Source organism: Terrisporobacter glycolicus ATCC 14880 = DSM 1288, assembly GCF_036812735.1.
GTDB lineage: Bacteria > Bacillota > Clostridia > Peptostreptococcales > Peptostreptococcaceae > Terrisporobacter > Terrisporobacter glycolicus.
In genome coordinates this window covers 2,633,154-2,651,887 of the sequence record NZ_CP117523.1, presented here as the reverse complement: position 1 = coordinate 2,651,887, position 18,734 = coordinate 2,633,154, and the positions used below count along the sequence as shown (strand labels likewise).

Sequence of the window (18,734 nt, the reverse complement as noted above, 5' to 3'; positions counted from 1 at the left end):
ATATTTAAAAATAAAATTATACAAAATATCTGTAGATATATAATTTTTTGACTTAATATAACAAATATGATATCTTAGAGTATATGCAATGTAAGGGAGGAGATTAAAATTTTAGGAGAAGAGATTAGAATAGACATAGATAATATGCCTAGAAAAATTCTAAATATAGATTTAATTGAAGAAAAAAATAGTGACTTTACTTTCTTTGAGATAGATGAAGATGAAAATAATGAAACTTTAAAGGCATTAAAACAGTCTTATGTTACTTCAAACTATAAAGATGAAACAATACTTAATTTACAGCAGGAGTTAAAAGCACATACAAATGTATTACCAAAGGAAATAAAACTAGAGTCTTATAATAAGTATAATAATGCACTAGAATTAGCACAAAAAAGCTATATAACAACAGCTATTAGATTAGTTGATGAGGCGTTACAACTTAACCCTAAAGATGAAGATATTTTAAATTTAAGAGGCCTTTTAAAATTATTGAAATGTGACTTTGCAAAAGCTTTTGAAAGTTTTTATACAGCTCAATGCTATGGAAATAATGAATTATCAAGAAAGTATGTAGACAAATTGTCTTCAAGAAAATTTAAGGTTTTCTTAGAAAGATATAATCACTCTATTAGATTTATCAATGAAGAAATGAATGAAGAATCTATGGAAATATTTGACTCTTTAATATTAGAAGATCCTGAACTTATTGAACCATATATAATATTAATATTATTATATGAGAAAATGGGTAAGATTAAAGAAAAGGAAGAGTTATTAGATAGACTTAGATTTGTAGATGCGGATAATCACTTATTTGATAAGGACCATGATCCTATAAATGAAGAAGAGTTTTCTGTGTCTGTAGCTAAAAAAGAAAATAAACAAATCGAAAAATTAAAAGAACATAAAAATATACTGAGTAAAAAGAAAAATATGGCTTATATTATAGTTGGATTATTAATAGTAGTTATAGGAGCCACAGCAATATACAGTAAAAATAGATTAGACAAGATGCACGATGAATTAAGTAAAAAGCAGGAGGCTATTTCTGAAAAAGAAAATGAGTTAAGTGCTAAGGATAAGGAATTGGAAAAGAAAGAAAGTGAAATCTCTAAAAAAGAAGAAGATTTAGATAAAACAAATAGTGAACTAGATGATGCAAAACAAAAGGCCGAAGATGCTAAATTAATAAAGCAAGGTGAAGAAGCTTTATTTATGAAGGGGATTTCATATGAAAAATCTGGAGATTATAAAAACGCTTTAAGATACTTTAAATTGGCAATTGAAAACAGTAAAAGTGGTACTCTTAAAGCAGCATCTATTTATCAGTCAGGTTTATGCTATGAAAAATTAAACAAAGATAATGAAGCTATTTCTTATTATCAAAGATATGTTAATACATTTCCTAAATCTTATGAATATTTCGATGATTCTTATTATAGAATGGGAATATTATATTATGAAAATGACCAATTGCAAAAAGCAAAAGATAGCTTCTATTCTTTAAGACATGAAGACCCAGATAGTAGTTATCTTGTGACGGAAAAAGTAAAAGATATTTTAAAAAAATAATAAGATGTAGAAAGGTATAGATTGAAATTTTAATCTATATCTTTTTTTATTGGTTTAGAAATTTTATTTTAGTATATGTAAGTTGAAAAAATAATAAGATATAGAAAGATTATTATTTTTAGGAGAGATTAGATGAGTAGGGAGTTGATTTTGCCAATACTAAGAGATGGTAAGTATGGATTTATTGATAGCGAGTATAATATGGCTATTAAGCCAAAATACAATTATGTTTCTAGTAGGTTTAAAGAAGGCTACTGCATTGTTACTTATATAAAAAAAATAAGGAATAATACAAAGTGGGTTTTTGGATATATAGATAACAAAGGAGTTGTAAATTTCTTTTTGCAACTTGAAAGTGCAAATCAGTTTTGTGAAGGATTATCAAAAGTTAGAATAGATGGTAAGTATGGATTTTTTAATGTGAATTTAGAACAAGAGATAAAACCTTTATATAGAGCAGCTTTAAATTTTAATGAAGGGCTTTGTGGAGTTAGATTAAATAAAAAGTGGGGATTTATAAATAATCAAGGAGAGATGGTTATAGATCCTGTTTTTTCTTATGTAAATAACTTTTATGATGAAAGGGCTTTAGTAGAAATTAAAAATAGATACGGATATATAGATAAAAGTGGAAATATAATAATAGATGGGGATTTTATTATGGGCTCTGACTTTTCTCAAAATTTAGCTAGTGTTAGAAAAGAAAATAAATGGGGTTATATAGATGAGAATGGGAAGTTAGTAATTAATTATTTATATGATAAAGCAAAAGGGTTTAAAGAAGATTTGGCACCTGTATGCATTAATAATAAATGGGGGTATATAGATAAAAGTGGAAAATTAGTTATTGACACAAAATTTGATTATGCATGTAGTTTTAACGAAGGATTGGCAAGGGTCAATGTAAAAAAAGGACATTTCTCACAGGGGCATTGGGGTTTTATCAATAAGGAAGGAGAAATGGTAATTAAACCTGTTTACAAATCAATATCTGATTTTCTAGAAGGATATGCTCAAATTAATGAAAGTAAAAATAATTACATTGATAAAAGTGGAAAAATAATTATACATGGATTTACGAAATAAATATAGAAAATGAAGGATTTGGAAGAAAAATTGATTGAAAGCAAAATTTCCCTTTGAAAAAAAAATGAAATAAATCATGCATAGTTGTAAGAAATATGATAATATAGTAATGTAAAAAACAAGAAAAACGTTAGTTACAATTTGTTTTATTTATTTGGAGGGTGTTTTATGAGTAAGGTTAATACAATGGAGCATGACAATATTTATGTAAGGTACTCAATAATAATAGTGGGTATTACGATTATGTCCATTGGAGTAAATGGTTTCTTAAGACAGGCACATTTGTTAAGTGGAGGAGTAGCTGGTGTATCAACAGCAATTAATTACTTATCTAATATAAATGTTGGATTGATTACGTTTCTTATTAATGTACCTATTTTTATTCTAGGGTTTATATTTTTAGAAAAAGATTTTTTAATTACGAGTCTAATAAATATGATACTTTTTTCTGTAATTATTGGTATAACACAAAATATAGGAAATATTATTCCAATTGATGATATACTACTACAAAGTGTGTATGGTGGAATATTATGTGGGATAGGTAATGGATTAGTATTTAGAACAAAATCGTCTCTTGGAGGTACAGATATACTAGGCGCGATACTAAAGAATAAATTAAATATTGCGATGAAAACTACTAGTTTCGGAACAAATTTAGCCATTGTATCTGTAAGTTCTTTATTATTTGGAGCAAATTTAGCTTTATATACTTTGATTTCAATGTTTATAAATGCTCAAGTTATGAATTATATAAAAGATGCTCTAAATGATGAAAAAGCAGTCATGGTATTTTCTAATAATTCAGAACCTATAGCAGCTGAAATTATGGATAATTTAGTTAGAGGAGTTACATTTTTAAATGCAGAAGGTGGATATACTCATGAAAAGAAAAAAATTATTTATTGTGTAGTTTTATCTAGGGAAATTCCAAAAATAAAAGAAATAGCATTAAAATACGATGATAGGGCTTTTATTTCAGTTAATGATATAAATGAAGTTAAGGGTAAAGGATTTAAAGAAAAATTTTTATAAAGTAAAGCCAGACTATGCTCTGGCTTTTATTAATTTAAAATACAAATAAGTATTTTCATATGTAGTTTATATTATAATCTTCAAAAGATTAATAAAATGAATATATACACAATTATAAAATTAAGTAAGTGTGGAAAAAAAATTTCTATTACTTTATAATAATATATATGAAATACCATAGAGAAAATGGGGGATGAGGATGAGTATATCAAAAGATTTTGTTAATATATATAAGGATTACTTAAGAGAGATTAATATCTACAAAAAAACGATTAGATCAGTTGAAAGTATGAAAAGAAAAGCAGAAAAAAAACAAGCTATAGCAACTGAGGAAGAAATGTCTTTAGTGGAAAAAGAGGAATTAAATGAAGAAGACGAATTTTCATGTAGCAAGGATAAGATTTACTATTTTTCAAATGGAGATAAATACATAGGAAAAATACAGAAAAATGAATTACATGGTAGGGGCTATTATGTAATGAATAATGATGGTAAAGTTATCATGGAATATTTAGGTGAATTTGAAAATAACTTAAGAGAAGGTATTGGTGAATGCAAATTTGAAAATGGCAACCTTTATTTAGGAAAATTCAAGGGCGACTTAATGAATGGAATAGGCCAAATGAGTTATTCAAATGGAGATGAATACATAGGTGAATGGAAAGATGGTAAAAAACATGGAACAGGAATATTTACGTGGAGTGATAGCGTAAAATATAATGGAGAGTTTAAAGAAGGAAAAATGGATGGAGAAGGCCAATGTTTTGATTGTGATGGAAACATTATTTATGAGGGACAGTGGAAAAATAATCTAATACATGGATTTGGAACTTATATTTGGAGTGAAGGTAAAAGATATGAGGGGGAATTCATGCATGGTAAAAAACATGGACAAGGTACTTTTTATTTAAATGGAGAATTAATTTATGATGGAACATGGAAATTCGATAAACCATCTGTTTTTGGAAGGAGTTTAGACGAATTATTTTGTGTTAAATTATAGCTTTATCTTAGGATAAAGCTTTTTTAATACTAGTGAATTTGTTTTTATTTCACTTCGATTTGAAAGGGTGATATTTTGAAGAAAATAATATCTATATTTCTGGTGATATTTCTGGTGTTTTTTTATAATGCAGGTTATTTTATGGAAGTTAGAAATGCAATACAAGAAAAATTTTTGAAAAAAGACTCAGAAATAAGAATTGAAAAAGATGATAATAAAGAAACTAATACAAAAAAAGTATATAACTTTAAAAAAATTAAAATAGGTGATTCAAAAGACTCTGTTATAAAAAGAATAAATAAACCGAATAGAATAGACAAAAGTGAGTATAACTTTAATTGGTATGTGTACAATGCTTATAAAGAAAATTTTGTTATGGTAGGAATAAAGAATAATAAAGTAGTAGCTTTATTTACAAATAATATTGATTCTTGTGAAAACGAAGGGATTTATATTAATAAAGATATAAAATATATAAAAGAAAATTACCAAGCGTTAAAGTATAAAAACAAAGGAAATATAAAATATGAGATATCTTCTAATGATGAGTATAGCGTCATATATAAAAATAAAAAATATATTACAGCGTTCTATGACAAGTTTAATAAAAATAAAATTTGTGCTTATCAAATAATTGAAAAATCTTGTGAAGATGAAATGAAAAATATATATGCTCCACAAGATAAGGATATTGAAAAAAGTTTTATGTATCAAATAATAGACTTAGTAAATAGTACACGATATAAATATAATTTAAATGGATTATCTTATGATGAAAAAACAACTATATGTGCTATAAAACATAGTGAAGATATGAAAAATAATGATTTTTTTGATCATGTAAATTTAAAAAATGAAACTCCATTTGATAGAATGGAAAAAGAAGGAATTAATTATTTAAGCGCAGGAGAAAATATTGCAGTTGGCCAAACAAGTGCAATATTTGTTCATAATGGATGGATGAATTCAGATGGTCATAGAAAAAATATTTTGGGGAATTATAAATATATCGGTGTAGGAGTTGTATTTGGAGGTAAATATAAAACTTACTACACAGAAAACTTTTTTGGTTAATACAAGGAAGGAAGTAAGACTATAATGACATCTAAAGTTAAAAGCATTTTATTATTTATGATAACCTTGTTTATTATAATTCCTAATTATTATGAGGTATCTTCATTAGTACAAAATAACGATATATTTTTTAAAAATGGTTCACGAGAAGAAAAAATAATAGCATTAACCTTTGACGATGGGCCGCATCCAAAAGAAACTCATGAAGTTTTAGATGTGCTAAATAAGTATAATGTTAAAGGAACTTTCTTTGTGGTAGGAAAGCATGCTAATTGGTATAGCGAACCATTAATAAGAGCAGCTAAAGAAGGACATGAAATAGGTAATCATACCTTTACTCATCCTGACATTAGTAACTTAAGTAGTGAAGATATAAAGAAAGAAATAAAAGAATGTGAGGATACGTTAGTTAAACTAACAGGAAAAAAACCGACTTTATTTAGGCCTCCATATGGAAGTTATAGTAAGGATAAGTTGGGGGAAATAGCAAAAGAATGTGGGTATAAAATAATACTTTGGACTACTATCGATGCTAAAGATTGGAAAAATCCACCTTCATCACAAATTTCTAATATTATAATAAATAAAGCTCAAAATGGAGACATAATTTTGCTTCATGATTATGCAACAGAAAACACTGTAAAAGCGTTAGATAGAATAATTCCTGAGATGATGAAAAAAGGATACAAATTTGTTACTGTATCAGAGCTAATTAATAAATAAAATTTAATGAGATATAATTACAATAACTAAAAGGATTTGGTTAAATGTATAATAAAGTGTATGAAAAAAGAGAATTTATCATTTTTCAAGTGAAAAATGGTTATATTGCTTATAACACTAAAAAAACATTTAAAGATGGTCATACTCACCTTAGGTGTTTTGACAGTGCAAAAACTGCCATTGATTTAGTTATAAGGAAAAAGGTACCAAGGAGTACGGATTCATATTACCTTACAAGTCTTATTAGATTAAGTAAAGATATTGCTTATATAACAAAAATAAATGGATTAACTAAGTGCAGATAAGAAAAATTAAAGAGAGAAAATTATCAACAAAATAAAATGAAAATATTAAAAAGGAGCATTTAGCTCCTTTTTTTGACTTTAAATATAAAAATAATTAATTATATTACATGTAGTAACAAGTTTTTTAAACTTAACATATAGTATATCAAGGATAAGCTAAAAAATAATCCTTAGAGAGGGGTGGAATATATGGATAAGGACAAGCGTAAAAGTTGTTGTAAAGGCAAAAGCTATAAAGAACATTGCCATTGTGAAAAAAAATGTCATCATGAAAACCATCATTGTGATCAGCTATGTGAAAGATCATGTATGTGTAAGCGCTGTCGTAAATTTAGACGTTGTTGCAAATGTGGATGCTTTTGCAATATGATTCTTTTCCAGAAAAGCAAGAGGGGTTGTAGATTTGTTTTTGAATGTAAATGTGGACACTGCTTTGAATGTATATGCGATTTTAAGGGGAATTGCTGCTGTGAAAGAGAGTGTTGTCGCTTAGACAAGAAAAATACAATTAAATTTAATGTTAATTTTGTAAATGAGAGTTGTCATAAGAAAAAAACTTGTAGCCATAATTGCCTTAATAAGATGAAGCGTTGTAAATGTAAATAATATAGAGTGATTTAATCACTAAAAAATTTAAAAATTTAATTTTTACAGTAACGAATATGTACTCTCATGATAGTAAATAAGTACTTTCATGAGAGTTTTTCTTATGTACATATGAGGAATTAAAAAAAATAAAAAACATATATTTAATTATAATAATTCTTTTTATATAGAACATTAAAAGGTAGGTGAAAAATAGTATATTTATGAAGAAATTAAATCCATCCTTTATTCCTAAATTCAAAAATAAATTAAATAAACTACCTGTTTTTGTACCATCTTTTTATAAAAGAGAAGATAAGATAAATCAACACTATAGTGTAGATGCATGCGAATTTTATCAACAAATATTACCAGAAGGCTTTAATAAAACAAAGGTATGGGGGTTTGGGGGGCTTTGCAAAGATGAAAATAACAAAGGTATTAAATATGTGAAGCATTCACCAGGACCTACGTTTGAAGTGGATAGAGATGTTAGTACAAATATACAATGGAATAATAAAATATTAGGAGAATACATGTTTAAAATTGATAAGACACTTGCTTGGTCTAACCCTAATAATATAATATCTAATGATTTAGAGGATGATTCTAAAGAAGGCCAGTGGCCTCCTACTTTAGTCATGCATGTTCATGGAATGTGTGCACCTCCAATTTACGATGGTCACCCTAAAGCTTGGTATACAGCAACAGGGATTAAGGGACCAACTTATTCCACCAATTATTATAAATATACAAATAAGCAAAGTAGTGCTATGCTTTGGTACTATGAACAAAGTCCGGGAGTATCAAGATATTCAGTTTACTCAGGATTGTGTGGTTTATATTTTATAAAAGACCAAAAGCATAACTTACCAAAGGATGAGTATCATATTCCATTAATTATTCAAGATAAGTCATTTTATGAAGATGGTTCTCTTTATTATGAAGATGAAAAAACTAATTTAAGTCATCCTTATTGGAAATCAAAATTTTATGGTGAAACGATTTTAGTTAATGGTAAAGTATGGCCTAATTTAGATGTTAAAAACCAATTGTACAGATTTAATATACTAAATAGTTCTAATAGTAGGCCCTATAAGATAGCTTTGTCTGATAATAGCAAGATGATCCAAATAGGAAGTGATGGTGGATATATTGATAAACCACAAGAATTATTAAATTTTGTATTATATCCAGGAGAAAGGATTGACTTGCTTATAGATTTTTCTAAATATAAAAAAAATGATACGGTTATAATGAAAAACTTATTATCTGTAGATGAATGCCAAGATATTATGAAATTTACTATTACAAAAATTAGTAAAAAAATAGAGTATAATTTGCCACAAAATTTTATCAAATATCCTCCTATGAAAATTAACTCTAATAAAATTTCAACTTTTTTTTATGAACGAAAAAAGGGAGAATGCAAAGATGGATATTTTATAAATAATGACATATATACAAACCCTCCAGATATTATAGTCAAAGTTGGTTCAACTTTTTTATGGGAATTTATAAACCTATGTGATGATAATGTATGCTTACACATACATTTAGCTAATTTTCAAATTGTTGAAAGACAAAAAGTTAATAAAGATAAATGCAAAGAAAAATATGAAAAAAATAAAGTATTAAAACCTATGGATTTAGATGATTTATATGAAGGTTCAGTTATATTGCCTGAAAAATATGAAAGAGGGTTTAAAGATACCTTACATTGTCCTCCATCATATATCACTAGAATAATTATTAGATATGCACCAACTTATATAATGAATGAAGTTAATATAGGTGAAAATTATTTTTCATTTAATACAAGTGATGGACCAGAATATATTATAAGTTCTCAAATTCTAGAACAAAAAGATAATTATTTAGTTAGGCCACAACTTGTTCTTTCAGAAGAATAAAATATACATGTGATTAAATAGGAGGTTATATGTATTTATATTTAAATGAGAAAGATACTTTAACAGCTCATATTAAGTTAAATAATATATGTAGCGGAGGATGCAAAAATTGTGGAAAATATTTAAATTACTTATGCTTATGTACTCCATATAATAATATAGAAAAAGAACTAATTTGTAGTAGCTGGATAGGAATAATAGATTCATTATGTAATTTGGGCATAAAAAAGGTATATTTTACAGGTGGAGATCCGTTTTTCTATGAAGATTTAGATGAAATAGTAAATTTTGCGTTAGAAAAAAGATTAGAGGTTAATATAGTAACTACAGGATTAATGGATATACCAGAAACTCTATCTTATGAGGGAAATATCATACTTACAGCATTTGAATATAGAAACTATAAGCATATATTAAAAAAGTTTGAAAAGTTTAAAAATGTATATATTTATTACATTGATGATGATTTATATAAAGATTTTAAAAAATATTTAAAAGGAAATATGAATGTAATAAAATCTACTGTAAATAAAGAAATGAGTTTCAATTTGACACATATATTTATTAATGAAGAAGGTAGAATATTAAATAACTTTGAGGAATTTGAAAATTATACATTTGAAAAGTGAATATTAAAAATAAAAGCATTTGATTTATAATCAAATGCTTTTATTTTTAATAAAATCACATAATTTTTAGATTTATTTTAATACTATAAATATCGAATCCAAAATAATTAAAATTGTCAAGGAGAAAGAATATAAATTTATTAAATAAACAAAACATTATAAAACATGAATTGAAATATTTGAAAAAAACATATTTTATAGTGCAATTCGACAAATGAAAGAAATTAAGGTGTGAAAATAAAAATATATATTCTTGAAAAAAGTTATAAAAAGTAATAAAAAAAAGAAGGGTATTAACAAAAAAAGTCGAATTATGTATAATAGTATTTGACAAATGAAAAATTTAATGTAAAATAGAAATGTTACGAATAATACACCAGAGGGTGAAAATATGAATAATATGAGAGATTTAATAGATGAAGTTAAAAACAGATGTGATATTGTAAATGTAATATCTCAGTACATAAACTTAAAAAATTCAGGAAGTAATTATAGTGGCCTATGTCCATTTCATAATGAAAAAACAGGATCTTTTCATGTAAATCAGAAAAAACAAATTTATAAATGTTTTGGATGTGGTGAAGGTGGAGATGTTATAAACTTTGTTATGAAAATAGAAAATTTAGACTTTATAGAGGCTGTAAAATTATTAGCAGAAAAAAATGGAATAGAATTTAAAACAAATTTAAGTGAAGCAGATAAGGCAAAAATGGAAAGCATTAAACTAATGCAAGATATTCATCTAAAAGCTGCCAGATTCTATTTTTCAAATTTGATTAATTCCCAAAATACAGGGTATGATTATCTTAGAAGAAGAGGGCTTAGCGATAAAATAATTAAAAAGTTTGGGTTAGGATATTCTCTAGACTCATGGAATAGTCTGATGGATTATTTATTATCAATAGGTTATGAAAAAAAAGATTTAGTTAAAAGTGGACTAGTTACGCATAAAGAAAATGGTAATAAATATTACGACAGATTTAGAAATAGAGTAATGTTCCCAATTTTTGATTATAGAGGAAATGTTATAGGTTTTGGAGGAAGAGTGCTTGATAACTCATTGCCCAAATATCTTAATTCACCTGACTCTTTACTATTTAATAAAAGATTTAACTTATATGGACTAAATTATGCTAAAAAAAGTATAAGCAATGATACCTTAATATTAGTAGAAGGATACATGGACTTAATATCATTATATGAACATGGAATAGAAAATGTAGTAGCCACACTTGGTACGGCCTTAACAAATGAACAAGGAAAATTAATCAAAAGGTATGTATCTACTGCTATAATATCCTATGATTCAGATGATGCAGGAGTCAAAGCAACTCTTAGAGCTATAGATATATTAAGAGGACAAAATATAAATGTTAAAATCTTGAATTTAAAGGACTGTAAAGATCCAGATGACTTTATCAAAAAATACAAAAAAGAAGGTTTCTTGAAAGCTATAGAAAATTCAATTTCTCATATTGTATTTCGAATTAACATCTTAAAAAGAAAATTTGATTTTAATAAAGATGAACATTTGATAAAATTTGCAAAAGAAGCAGCATTAATAATTAAGACTTTATCATCTCCAGTTGAAAAAGATTATTACATTAAGTATGTAAGTAAAGAATATAATATTAGTTTGGAAGCAATGAAAGAAGAAGTTTTTGGAAAAAATTTTAATAAAAGTAAAAAAAATTATAATAATTTTGAAAAAACTGAACAAAAACCAATAGAAAAGATTAAAAATATCGAAAACGGTGAAAAATTCGTAGAAGAAACCTTTATTAAACTATTAATGGAAAATAAAGAACTTCGTCTTATTGCATTGTTAAAAATTAGTGAGAATGATTTCTTAATTAATGACAGTAAAGAAATTTTTAATCTAATAATTAAAAATAAAGAATTGGACAAAATAACTATTGACAAAATCAAAAGTTTAAACATATCTGAAGAATATTTGAAGGATTTGGATAATATATCATTAAATAGCATAAGCACTTATAATTCTAAAAATGTTGATGAAATAATTAAAAATGTGAAAAGGAATAAGCGTCACAAAGAAATTGATGAATTACTTCAAAAGCAGAAAAATTTAGAATTAAGCTTAAGTGACAATAGAATAGATAAAGACACCATGAAAGAGGTAGAATTAGAAATTATGAATATAACTTTAAAAATATTAGATATACAAAAGAGCTTAAAAAGCTTATAATTCACGAAAGGAGGTTTGAGTGTGGCAAATAACAGAGAAGCTAATAAAGTAGCAGCAAAAAGTCTTATTGAAAAAGGTAAAAAACAAGGATCTCTTACATTAGATGAAATAATGGGAGCCTTTTCAGATACAGAATTAGATAAAGATAAAGTTGAAAATCTTTATGAAACTTTAGGTAATTTAGGAATTGAAATACTAGAAAATAAAACAGAAAAAGTTGCAATTGATTTTTCTGCAGATGATGACGATTTAACTTTAGATATGGAAAACATAGATGACGATGTTGATGAAAAAATTAAAAAAGAAGATGACATCGAAATGGATAAACTAGATTTATCTCTTCCAAAGGGTATAAGTATAGATGACCCAGTAAGAATGTATTTAAAGGAAATAGGCAAAATTCCTTTGCTTAAACCTCATGAAGAAGTTGAACTAGCAAAAAGAATGCTAGAAGGCGACGAAATAGCTAAACAAAGATTAGTTGAAGCCAACTTAAGATTAGTTGTAAGTATAGCAAAAAGATATGTTGGAAGAGGCATGTTATTCTTAGATTTAATACAAGAAGGAAATCTTGGCTTAATAAAAGCTGTTGAAAAATTTGATTATGTTAGAGGATTTAAATTTTCAACATACGCAACATGGTGGATTAGACAAGCAATTACTCGTGCCATAGCAGACCAAGCAAGAACTATAAGAATACCAGTGCATATGGTGGAAACAATAAATAAATTAATAAGAGTTTCAAGACAATTATTACAAGAATTAGGAAGAGACCCTAAACCAGAAGAAATAGCTAAAGAAATGGAAATGTCTGAGGAAAAAGTAAGAGAAATAATGAAAATAGCTCAAGATCCAGTATCTTTAGAAACTCCAATTGGTGAAGAAGAAGATTCTCACTTAGGAGATTTTATACCAGATGAAGATGCTTTAGCTCCAGCAGAAGCAGCAGCATATTCTTTGCTTAAAGATCAAATAGAAGAAGTCCTAGGTTCATTAAATGAAAGAGAACAAAAAGTATTAAAATTAAGATTTGGTCTTGAAGATGGAAGAGCTAGAACTCTTGAAGAAGTTGGTAAAGAGTTTGATGTTACACGTGAAAGAATAAGACAGATAGAAGCAAAAGCTTTAAGAAAATTAAGACATCCAAGTAGATCAAAAAAACTTAGAGACTATTTAGATTAATATAGATAAAACAAAAATTCGCCAAATTTGGCGAATTTTTAATTATGCGGAAATAAAATTTAAAGAAATTGTTAATACATATAATAAGACAATGTAAAAGAGAATATGAAAGGAAGAAATAAAGTGAAATTAACGAACAGATTATTAAAAATAGCATCTTTAGTAGGTGAAAATAAAAGATTAGCTGATATAGGAACGGATCATGGGTATATACCTGTATATCTTTTAAATAAAAATAAAATAAACTTCGCTATTTTAGCTGATATTAATAAAGGACCTTTAGAAAATGCAAGAAATGAAGTAAAAAGAAATAAATTAGAAGATAAGGTAGATTTAAGACTTGGATCTGGAATAGAAGTTCTAAAAAAAGATGAAGTAGAAGAAGTGATAATTGCAGGAATGGGTGGAATATTAATAGGTGAACTGCTTGAAGCAAATAAAGAAGTAGCCCATAGTGTAGAAAAGTTAATTTTACAACCAATGCAAGCACAAGAAGAGTTAAGAGAATATTTATTAAATAATGGATTTGAAATCATAGATGAATATTTAGAAAAGGAAGATTTTAGACTTTATGAAATAATAATAGCAAAATACACTGGTAAAAATACATTAGTTGAAGATAATATATATTATGAGGTAGGAAAAAAATTAATAGAAAATAAAGATAAATTATTAACTGAATTTATTGATAATAAAATAAAAAAATATAATAATATTATAAATAAATTAGGTGATAAAGATACTGAAGCAGTTATATTGAAAAGAGATTTAGCTAAGGATAAAATAGAAAAATTAAAAAATTTAATTTAACAAGGGGTTGAAAAAATGAAGTTAAATGATTTAATTAAAAAAATTGAAAATAAATATCCTCTTAATTTAGCTTATGATTGGGATAATGTAGGATTATTAGTGGGAGATTTTGATAGTGAAATAAAAACAGTTTTGGTTTCACTTGAGGCAAATGAAAAAGTTATTGAAGAAGCTATAGAAAAAAATGTGGATTTAATAGTTACACACCACCCTTTTATTTTTAGAAAAATGAACAAAATTAATACGAAAGATTTAAAGGGAAGACTTATACATAAATTAATTAAAAATGATATAGCACTCTATTCTATGCATACAAATTTTGATATAGCTTTTGATGGCCTTAATGACTATTTTATGGAAATTATGGGGTTTAAAAATAGTAAAATACTCGATGTAACTTCTAGTGAAATTCTATACAAACTTGCAGTTTATACTCCTATGACTCATGAAATAGTAGTTAGAGAGGCTTTAGGAGAAAGTGGAGCAGGATATATAGGTAATTATAGCAATTGTACATTTAACAGCTCTGGAATAGGAACATTTAGGCCAGAAGATAATTCAAATCCTTTTACAGGTGAAAAGGGTAAGATAGAAGAAGTTAAAGAAGTTAAAATTGAAACTATTTTACCAAGTAACATATTACAAAAGACAATATCAAAAATGATTAATGCTCATCCTTATGAAGAAGTAGCATATGATGTTTATAAATTAGAAAATAAAGGTAAAGCTGTAGGTCTTGGAAGATATTCTACTCTTAATAGTGAAATAGACTTAAAAGGTCTATGCGAAAAAATTAAATTAAAATTAAATATGGATCATATAAGAGTTGTTGGAGAACTAAATACAAAAATAAAAAAGGTAGCAGTTGTAACTGGAGCAGGTTCTGATATGGTAGGACTAGCAAATTCTAAAAATTGTGATGTAATAATTACAGGAGATGTTAAATATCATGAAGCGCAAGATGCTTTGGACATGGGTATGTGCATAGTAGACTGTGGCCATTTTGATACAGAAGATATATTTAAGAATGTAATGAAAAGATTTTTACACAATATTGAAAGTATTGAAATTATAAGCAGTGAAATAAATTTAAATCCATTCAAAATAATTTAATAAATAAAAATATTATAAATTAGTTGACAAAATTAAATAAATTACATACTATGTTATTAATAATAAATTAAATCCTTTGATAAGGGATAGTAATCAAATTTAGGTTCAAAATAGAGAGTTGAGGATGGTGGAATCTCGACAAGAAGAAATTTGGTGAATGGGCCTTTGAGGAGTAAATCGAAATCTTTGCGAAAGTAGACTTTACCGTGATTTGCACGTTATAGCAAATGAGGTATGATGGTACCAATATTAAGAGGTGTATTTATAATACACAAATTAGGTGGCAACGCGGAGTATAACTTCGTCCTATTTATATAGGGCGGAGTTTTTTTTATTGCCCAAAAGAGAGGTAGGTGAAAATCTTGGTATGAACTAAAACTCTTAATAGGTTAAAAGAGGAATTAATTTATTTAAATATAATTAAAAAATATTTTGGAGGATATTATTATGAAAATGAATACAAGAAAATTAGTTTTAAATGCTGTACTTTTAGGAATAGGTTTAGTTTTACACCAGATAGAACCTGCTATATTTGGTGTAAAGCCTGATATGACTTTAATAATGTTATTTACAATAATGATTATAAATAAAGATGATTATAAAACTTGTTTAATATGTGGTATAATAGCTGGCATATTTTCTGGGATGACAACTTCATTTCCTGGAGGTCAAGTACCTAATGTTATAGATAAATTTCTTACTACAAATATTAGTTTTTTAGTTATGATAGCTATGTACAAGGTTCCTTTTATGAAAAAATTAGCTGATAAAAATCAAGATTTTATAGTTTCCAATGTATTAATGTCTTTAGGAACTGCAGTAAGTGGATTTATATTTTTAACATCAGCTCAGATTTTAGTAGGTCTTCCTGGAAATATGAATTTAAGTATGCTATTTGCAGCAGTAGTACTTCCTGCTATAGGTATTAACTTACTAGTTGGTGTAATTGTATTTAAAGTAATTCATGTTACAATGAAAAGGGTAAGTTTTCAAAGTTAGAAAAGTAAATAAAAATTATCCCCTCTAGCTGTATAGAGGGGATAGTAAATTTTAAACAAATGAATAATTTATAAATGAAATAAAACTTGCTATCTTAGCCAAGGTGGATTACCTGGAACAAATACTCTAGTTCCAAATTTTCTTTTATATTCATCTAAAACATCTTGTATAGCAACTCCATTTTTTTTAAATGAACTATATTTTTTAATACTTTCAAGATTTTGGCTAAAAGGACATACTGAAATACACATACCACAGTCAGTTCCCAAGTATCTCCACTTTTCATAACAAGTTTCAACATCTACAGTCCAGTTATATTTATTATCTTTATTAATTTTGTTTTCTCTAGATAAAGACTGGGTAGGACATGTAAGGGCACATTTTTTACACACTTTACAAAAGTCTTCTAAACCAAAATCTATTTTTTTATCAATATCAAGAGGTAAATTTGTAGTTACTACTCCTAATTTAAATCTTGAACCGTAGTCTTTATTTGTAAGAATAGCATTTCTACCTAGCTGACCTAGTCCTGCGTCTTCTGCTATAAGAGCAGGTATAACAAGATAGTTTGCATCAACATGATTTCTTGCTTCATATCCTAAACTTCTAATATAATATGAAATTACCATGCCTATAATAGCTACATCTACATAACTCTTTGATGTGGCAATGACTTCTGAAATCATAGGAGCTCTATTAACCATATCTAAATCCATTTCACAAGCAAATGCAATGGCAAATTTGTGGTCAAGATTAACTTCTTGTCCATAATCTTCTTCAGACCTACCTCTATGTGTATAAATATGTTTTTTTTCCAGCTTAGTTATTCCAATCATACAAGCACCGTATAAAGAAGCAATTCCTTTTATTTTTTTCGTAAATGTTTTACTATCACCATCTATTTTTATAGGAGATACTTCTCCTTCACATAAATCTTTAATATCTCTTAAAAAAGCAAAGGCACTTCCTGCAATTGGTGAATTTAGTTTATTGTATGTAGTTGTACCTTCTTCTAACAGCTCTGGTCTGGTTCTAAAACTATCATCAATATCTTTTTTTTCTGGATTTTTAGCATAATAGTCTTTATAAACGGTACTGTCTTTTTTATAGTGAGCTCTTGCAAACATAGTATCCCTTTCATCAATTCTTTCCAATGAAATCATCCCCTTTTTATTTTATCCTATGTTACAGTAATTATTGTAGATTATTGAAATATAAAAGTCATTAGAAAAATAAATGGAGATATAAATTTTAACTTTTTATATAAATTAAAAACATTTTTAGTGTATTTTAGAAAAAAATGTAAAAGATATAAATAAGATCTTATTTATTTTTAGAAAGGAGATTAAAATGAAAAATATAAAATATTTACTATTATGTTTAATAATGATAATGATGACAACACTGAGAATAGATGCAACAGAGAAGGAAAATAAATATATACTAGGTGGAAATTTAGTTGATGAATCTGTTGTAGGTGAAAATTTAGAGGTTGTTGATAGTAGAGAAGAAAATTACGATTTAGAAAGATTTTTTAGGCCATCTGATATGGCAATACTAAATGATGATAATCTTAATATTTTGAAGGAATTTTATAATAAGAATCCATATAAAATGGATTTACCATCAAAGCCATTTAGGTCAGGAAAAGATACTGTGGTAAACTACTTTAATGTACTTAGAGAAGCTGCTAATCCAACAGAAGACAATGAAACCGGGTGTGGATCATTAGGAGAAGTTAAAGGGCCATATCCAGTAGCATATAATTTTTTATCAAAATCTTATCAAAAAGAATTGCCATACAATGACTTTTTAGATTCTTTTAAAAATATACTTCATATTAATCTGATTAAAGTAAATAATGTTCCGTCAGATGAAAACAATCCAAACTTATTAAAATATTTTGTAGAGTTGGAAGTTATTGAAGGATCAAAAGAGAATAAAGGCTTATTTGCATATTACTATGGATATATATATCTAGATAAAGAAAATGATAGTTACAAAATAGTTAAAATGGATTATAGTAGTGAAAACTATTTATGTGCACCATATCATGGATGGGCATATGATGCTAAAGCGTTTGTGGAAATAGAATATGGAAACTGGTGCTCATTGATTGATGGAGATGTAATTGTAAATGAAGATGGATATACAAAAAGAGCATATTATAAGGACAAAGATGATAATGAATATTATGTACTTTTTTATGAACTAACTAATGGAGTAGATAAAAAAATAGCTGATTATAAGAAAAATAAGGATAATCAATGGGAAGTCGTTTATATTAACCCCGAAAAATGTATACAAAATAAAGATTCAGATAAAAATAAAGAATCACAATGAAATTATAGTAATTAATAATATATGATAGAGACAAAGAAAATATAACTACGAAAAAGAAAATAAAATATTATTATTTATCAAAGATTATGAACAAAATTATATGTATATAAATACAATTATATTAAGGAAGTGGCAGTGGTAATATCTCAA

The 18,734-nt window shown here is 26.5% G+C and carries 16 protein-coding genes and 1 other annotated feature; of the genes, 15 read left to right on the top strand and 1 reads right to left on the bottom strand.

The features are described 5' to 3' along the window. Nucleotides 1-144: 144 nt before the first annotated feature. The 14 genes from TEGL_RS13165 to TEGL_RS13100 all read left to right on the top strand — a co-directional run bounded on the left by TEGL_RS13165 (nucleotide 145) and on the right by TEGL_RS13100 (nucleotide 16,241). Complete coding sequence (locus TEGL_RS13165; protein WP_018592485.1) at nucleotides 145-1,575, top strand: tetratricopeptide repeat protein; 1,431 nt, start codon at nucleotides 145-147, stop codon at nucleotides 1,573-1,575. 132 nt (nucleotides 1,576-1,707) lie between these two features. Beyond that, nucleotides 1,708-2,661: a WG repeat-containing protein gene (locus TEGL_RS13160; protein ID WP_018592486.1), complete on the top strand. Its 954-nt coding sequence runs from the start codon at nucleotides 1,708-1,710 to the stop codon at nucleotides 2,659-2,661. 168 nt (nucleotides 2,662-2,829) lie between these two features. Beyond that, nucleotides 2,830-3,696, top strand: a complete 867-nt coding sequence (locus TEGL_RS13155) for a YitT family protein (RefSeq protein ID WP_018592487.1) — start codon at nucleotides 2,830-2,832, stop codon at nucleotides 3,694-3,696. 199 nt (nucleotides 3,697-3,895) lie between these two features. After that, nucleotides 3,896-4,699, top strand: a complete 804-nt coding sequence (locus TEGL_RS13150) for an MORN repeat-containing protein (protein ID WP_018592488.1) — start codon at nucleotides 3,896-3,898, stop codon at nucleotides 4,697-4,699. Between the two features lie 141 nt (nucleotides 4,700-4,840). Next, entirely contained in the window at nucleotides 4,841-5,773 is a 933-nt protein-coding gene (locus TEGL_RS13145) for a CAP-associated domain-containing protein (RefSeq protein ID WP_081617921.1), read from the top strand. 24 nt (nucleotides 5,774-5,797) lie between these two features. After that, entirely contained in the window at nucleotides 5,798-6,496 is a 699-nt protein-coding gene (locus tag TEGL_RS13140; protein WP_018592490.1) for a polysaccharide deacetylase family protein, read from the top strand. A gap of 44 nt (nucleotides 6,497-6,540) precedes the next feature. Beyond that, nucleotides 6,541-6,801, top strand: a complete 261-nt coding sequence (locus TEGL_RS13135) for a hypothetical protein (protein ID WP_018592491.1) — start codon at nucleotides 6,541-6,543, stop codon at nucleotides 6,799-6,801. A gap of 809 nt (nucleotides 6,802-7,610) precedes the next feature. Further along, a complete protein-coding gene (locus tag TEGL_RS13130; protein WP_018592493.1) occupies nucleotides 7,611-9,299 on the top strand; it encodes a multicopper oxidase family protein in 1,689 nt (562 codons plus the stop codon). A gap of 29 nt (nucleotides 9,300-9,328) precedes the next feature. After that, on the top strand, nucleotides 9,329-9,928 hold the full coding sequence (locus TEGL_RS13125; RefSeq protein WP_018592494.1) for a radical SAM protein: 600 nt from the start codon (nucleotides 9,329-9,331) through the stop codon (nucleotides 9,926-9,928). Between the two features lie 391 nt (nucleotides 9,929-10,319). Then, a complete protein-coding gene (gene dnaG / locus TEGL_RS13120; RefSeq protein ID WP_018592495.1) occupies nucleotides 10,320-12,137 on the top strand; it encodes a DNA primase in 1,818 nt (605 codons plus the stop codon). A 21-nt stretch (nucleotides 12,138-12,158) separates the two neighbouring features. Further along, on the top strand, nucleotides 12,159-13,319 hold the full coding sequence (gene rpoD / locus TEGL_RS13115; protein WP_018592496.1) for an RNA polymerase sigma factor RpoD: 1,161 nt from the start codon (nucleotides 12,159-12,161) through the stop codon (nucleotides 13,317-13,319). Between the two features lie 123 nt (nucleotides 13,320-13,442). Next, nucleotides 13,443-14,129 carry a tRNA (adenine(22)-N(1))-methyltransferase gene (locus tag TEGL_RS13110; protein ID WP_018592497.1) on the top strand — a complete coding sequence of 229 codons (687 nt, stop codon included), beginning with the start codon at nucleotides 13,443-13,445 and terminating at the stop codon, nucleotides 14,127-14,129. A 15-nt stretch (nucleotides 14,130-14,144) separates the two neighbouring features. Next, nucleotides 14,145-15,242 (top strand): Nif3-like dinuclear metal center hexameric protein, encoded by a 1,098-nt coding sequence (locus TEGL_RS13105; protein WP_018592498.1) that lies wholly within the window; start codon nucleotides 14,145-14,147, stop codon nucleotides 15,240-15,242. 67 nt (nucleotides 15,243-15,309) lie between these two features. Further along, nucleotides 15,310-15,554, top strand: a binding site (T-box leader). A 135-nt stretch (nucleotides 15,555-15,689) separates the two neighbouring features. After that, nucleotides 15,690-16,241, top strand: a complete 552-nt coding sequence (locus TEGL_RS13100; RefSeq protein ID WP_018592499.1) for a tryptophan transporter — start codon at nucleotides 15,690-15,692, stop codon at nucleotides 16,239-16,241. Nucleotides 16,242-16,330: 89 nt separating this feature from the next. Here the strand turns inward: TEGL_RS13100 and TEGL_RS13095 are convergent, their stop codons facing one another. Further along, the gene (locus TEGL_RS13095; protein WP_242827314.1) at nucleotides 16,331-17,404 is read right to left on the bottom strand and encodes a 4Fe-4S dicluster domain-containing protein; all 1,074 of its coding nucleotides are present in this window, start codon (nucleotides 17,402-17,404) and stop codon (nucleotides 16,331-16,333) included. Nucleotides 17,405-17,591: 187 nt separating this feature from the next. Between TEGL_RS13095 and TEGL_RS13090 the strand changes: the two genes are divergently transcribed. Beyond that, the gene (locus TEGL_RS13090) at nucleotides 17,592-18,584 is read left to right on the top strand and encodes a hypothetical protein (protein ID WP_018592501.1); all 993 of its coding nucleotides are present in this window, start codon (nucleotides 17,592-17,594) and stop codon (nucleotides 18,582-18,584) included. The last annotated feature ends 150 nt before the right edge of the window (nucleotides 18,585-18,734 follow it).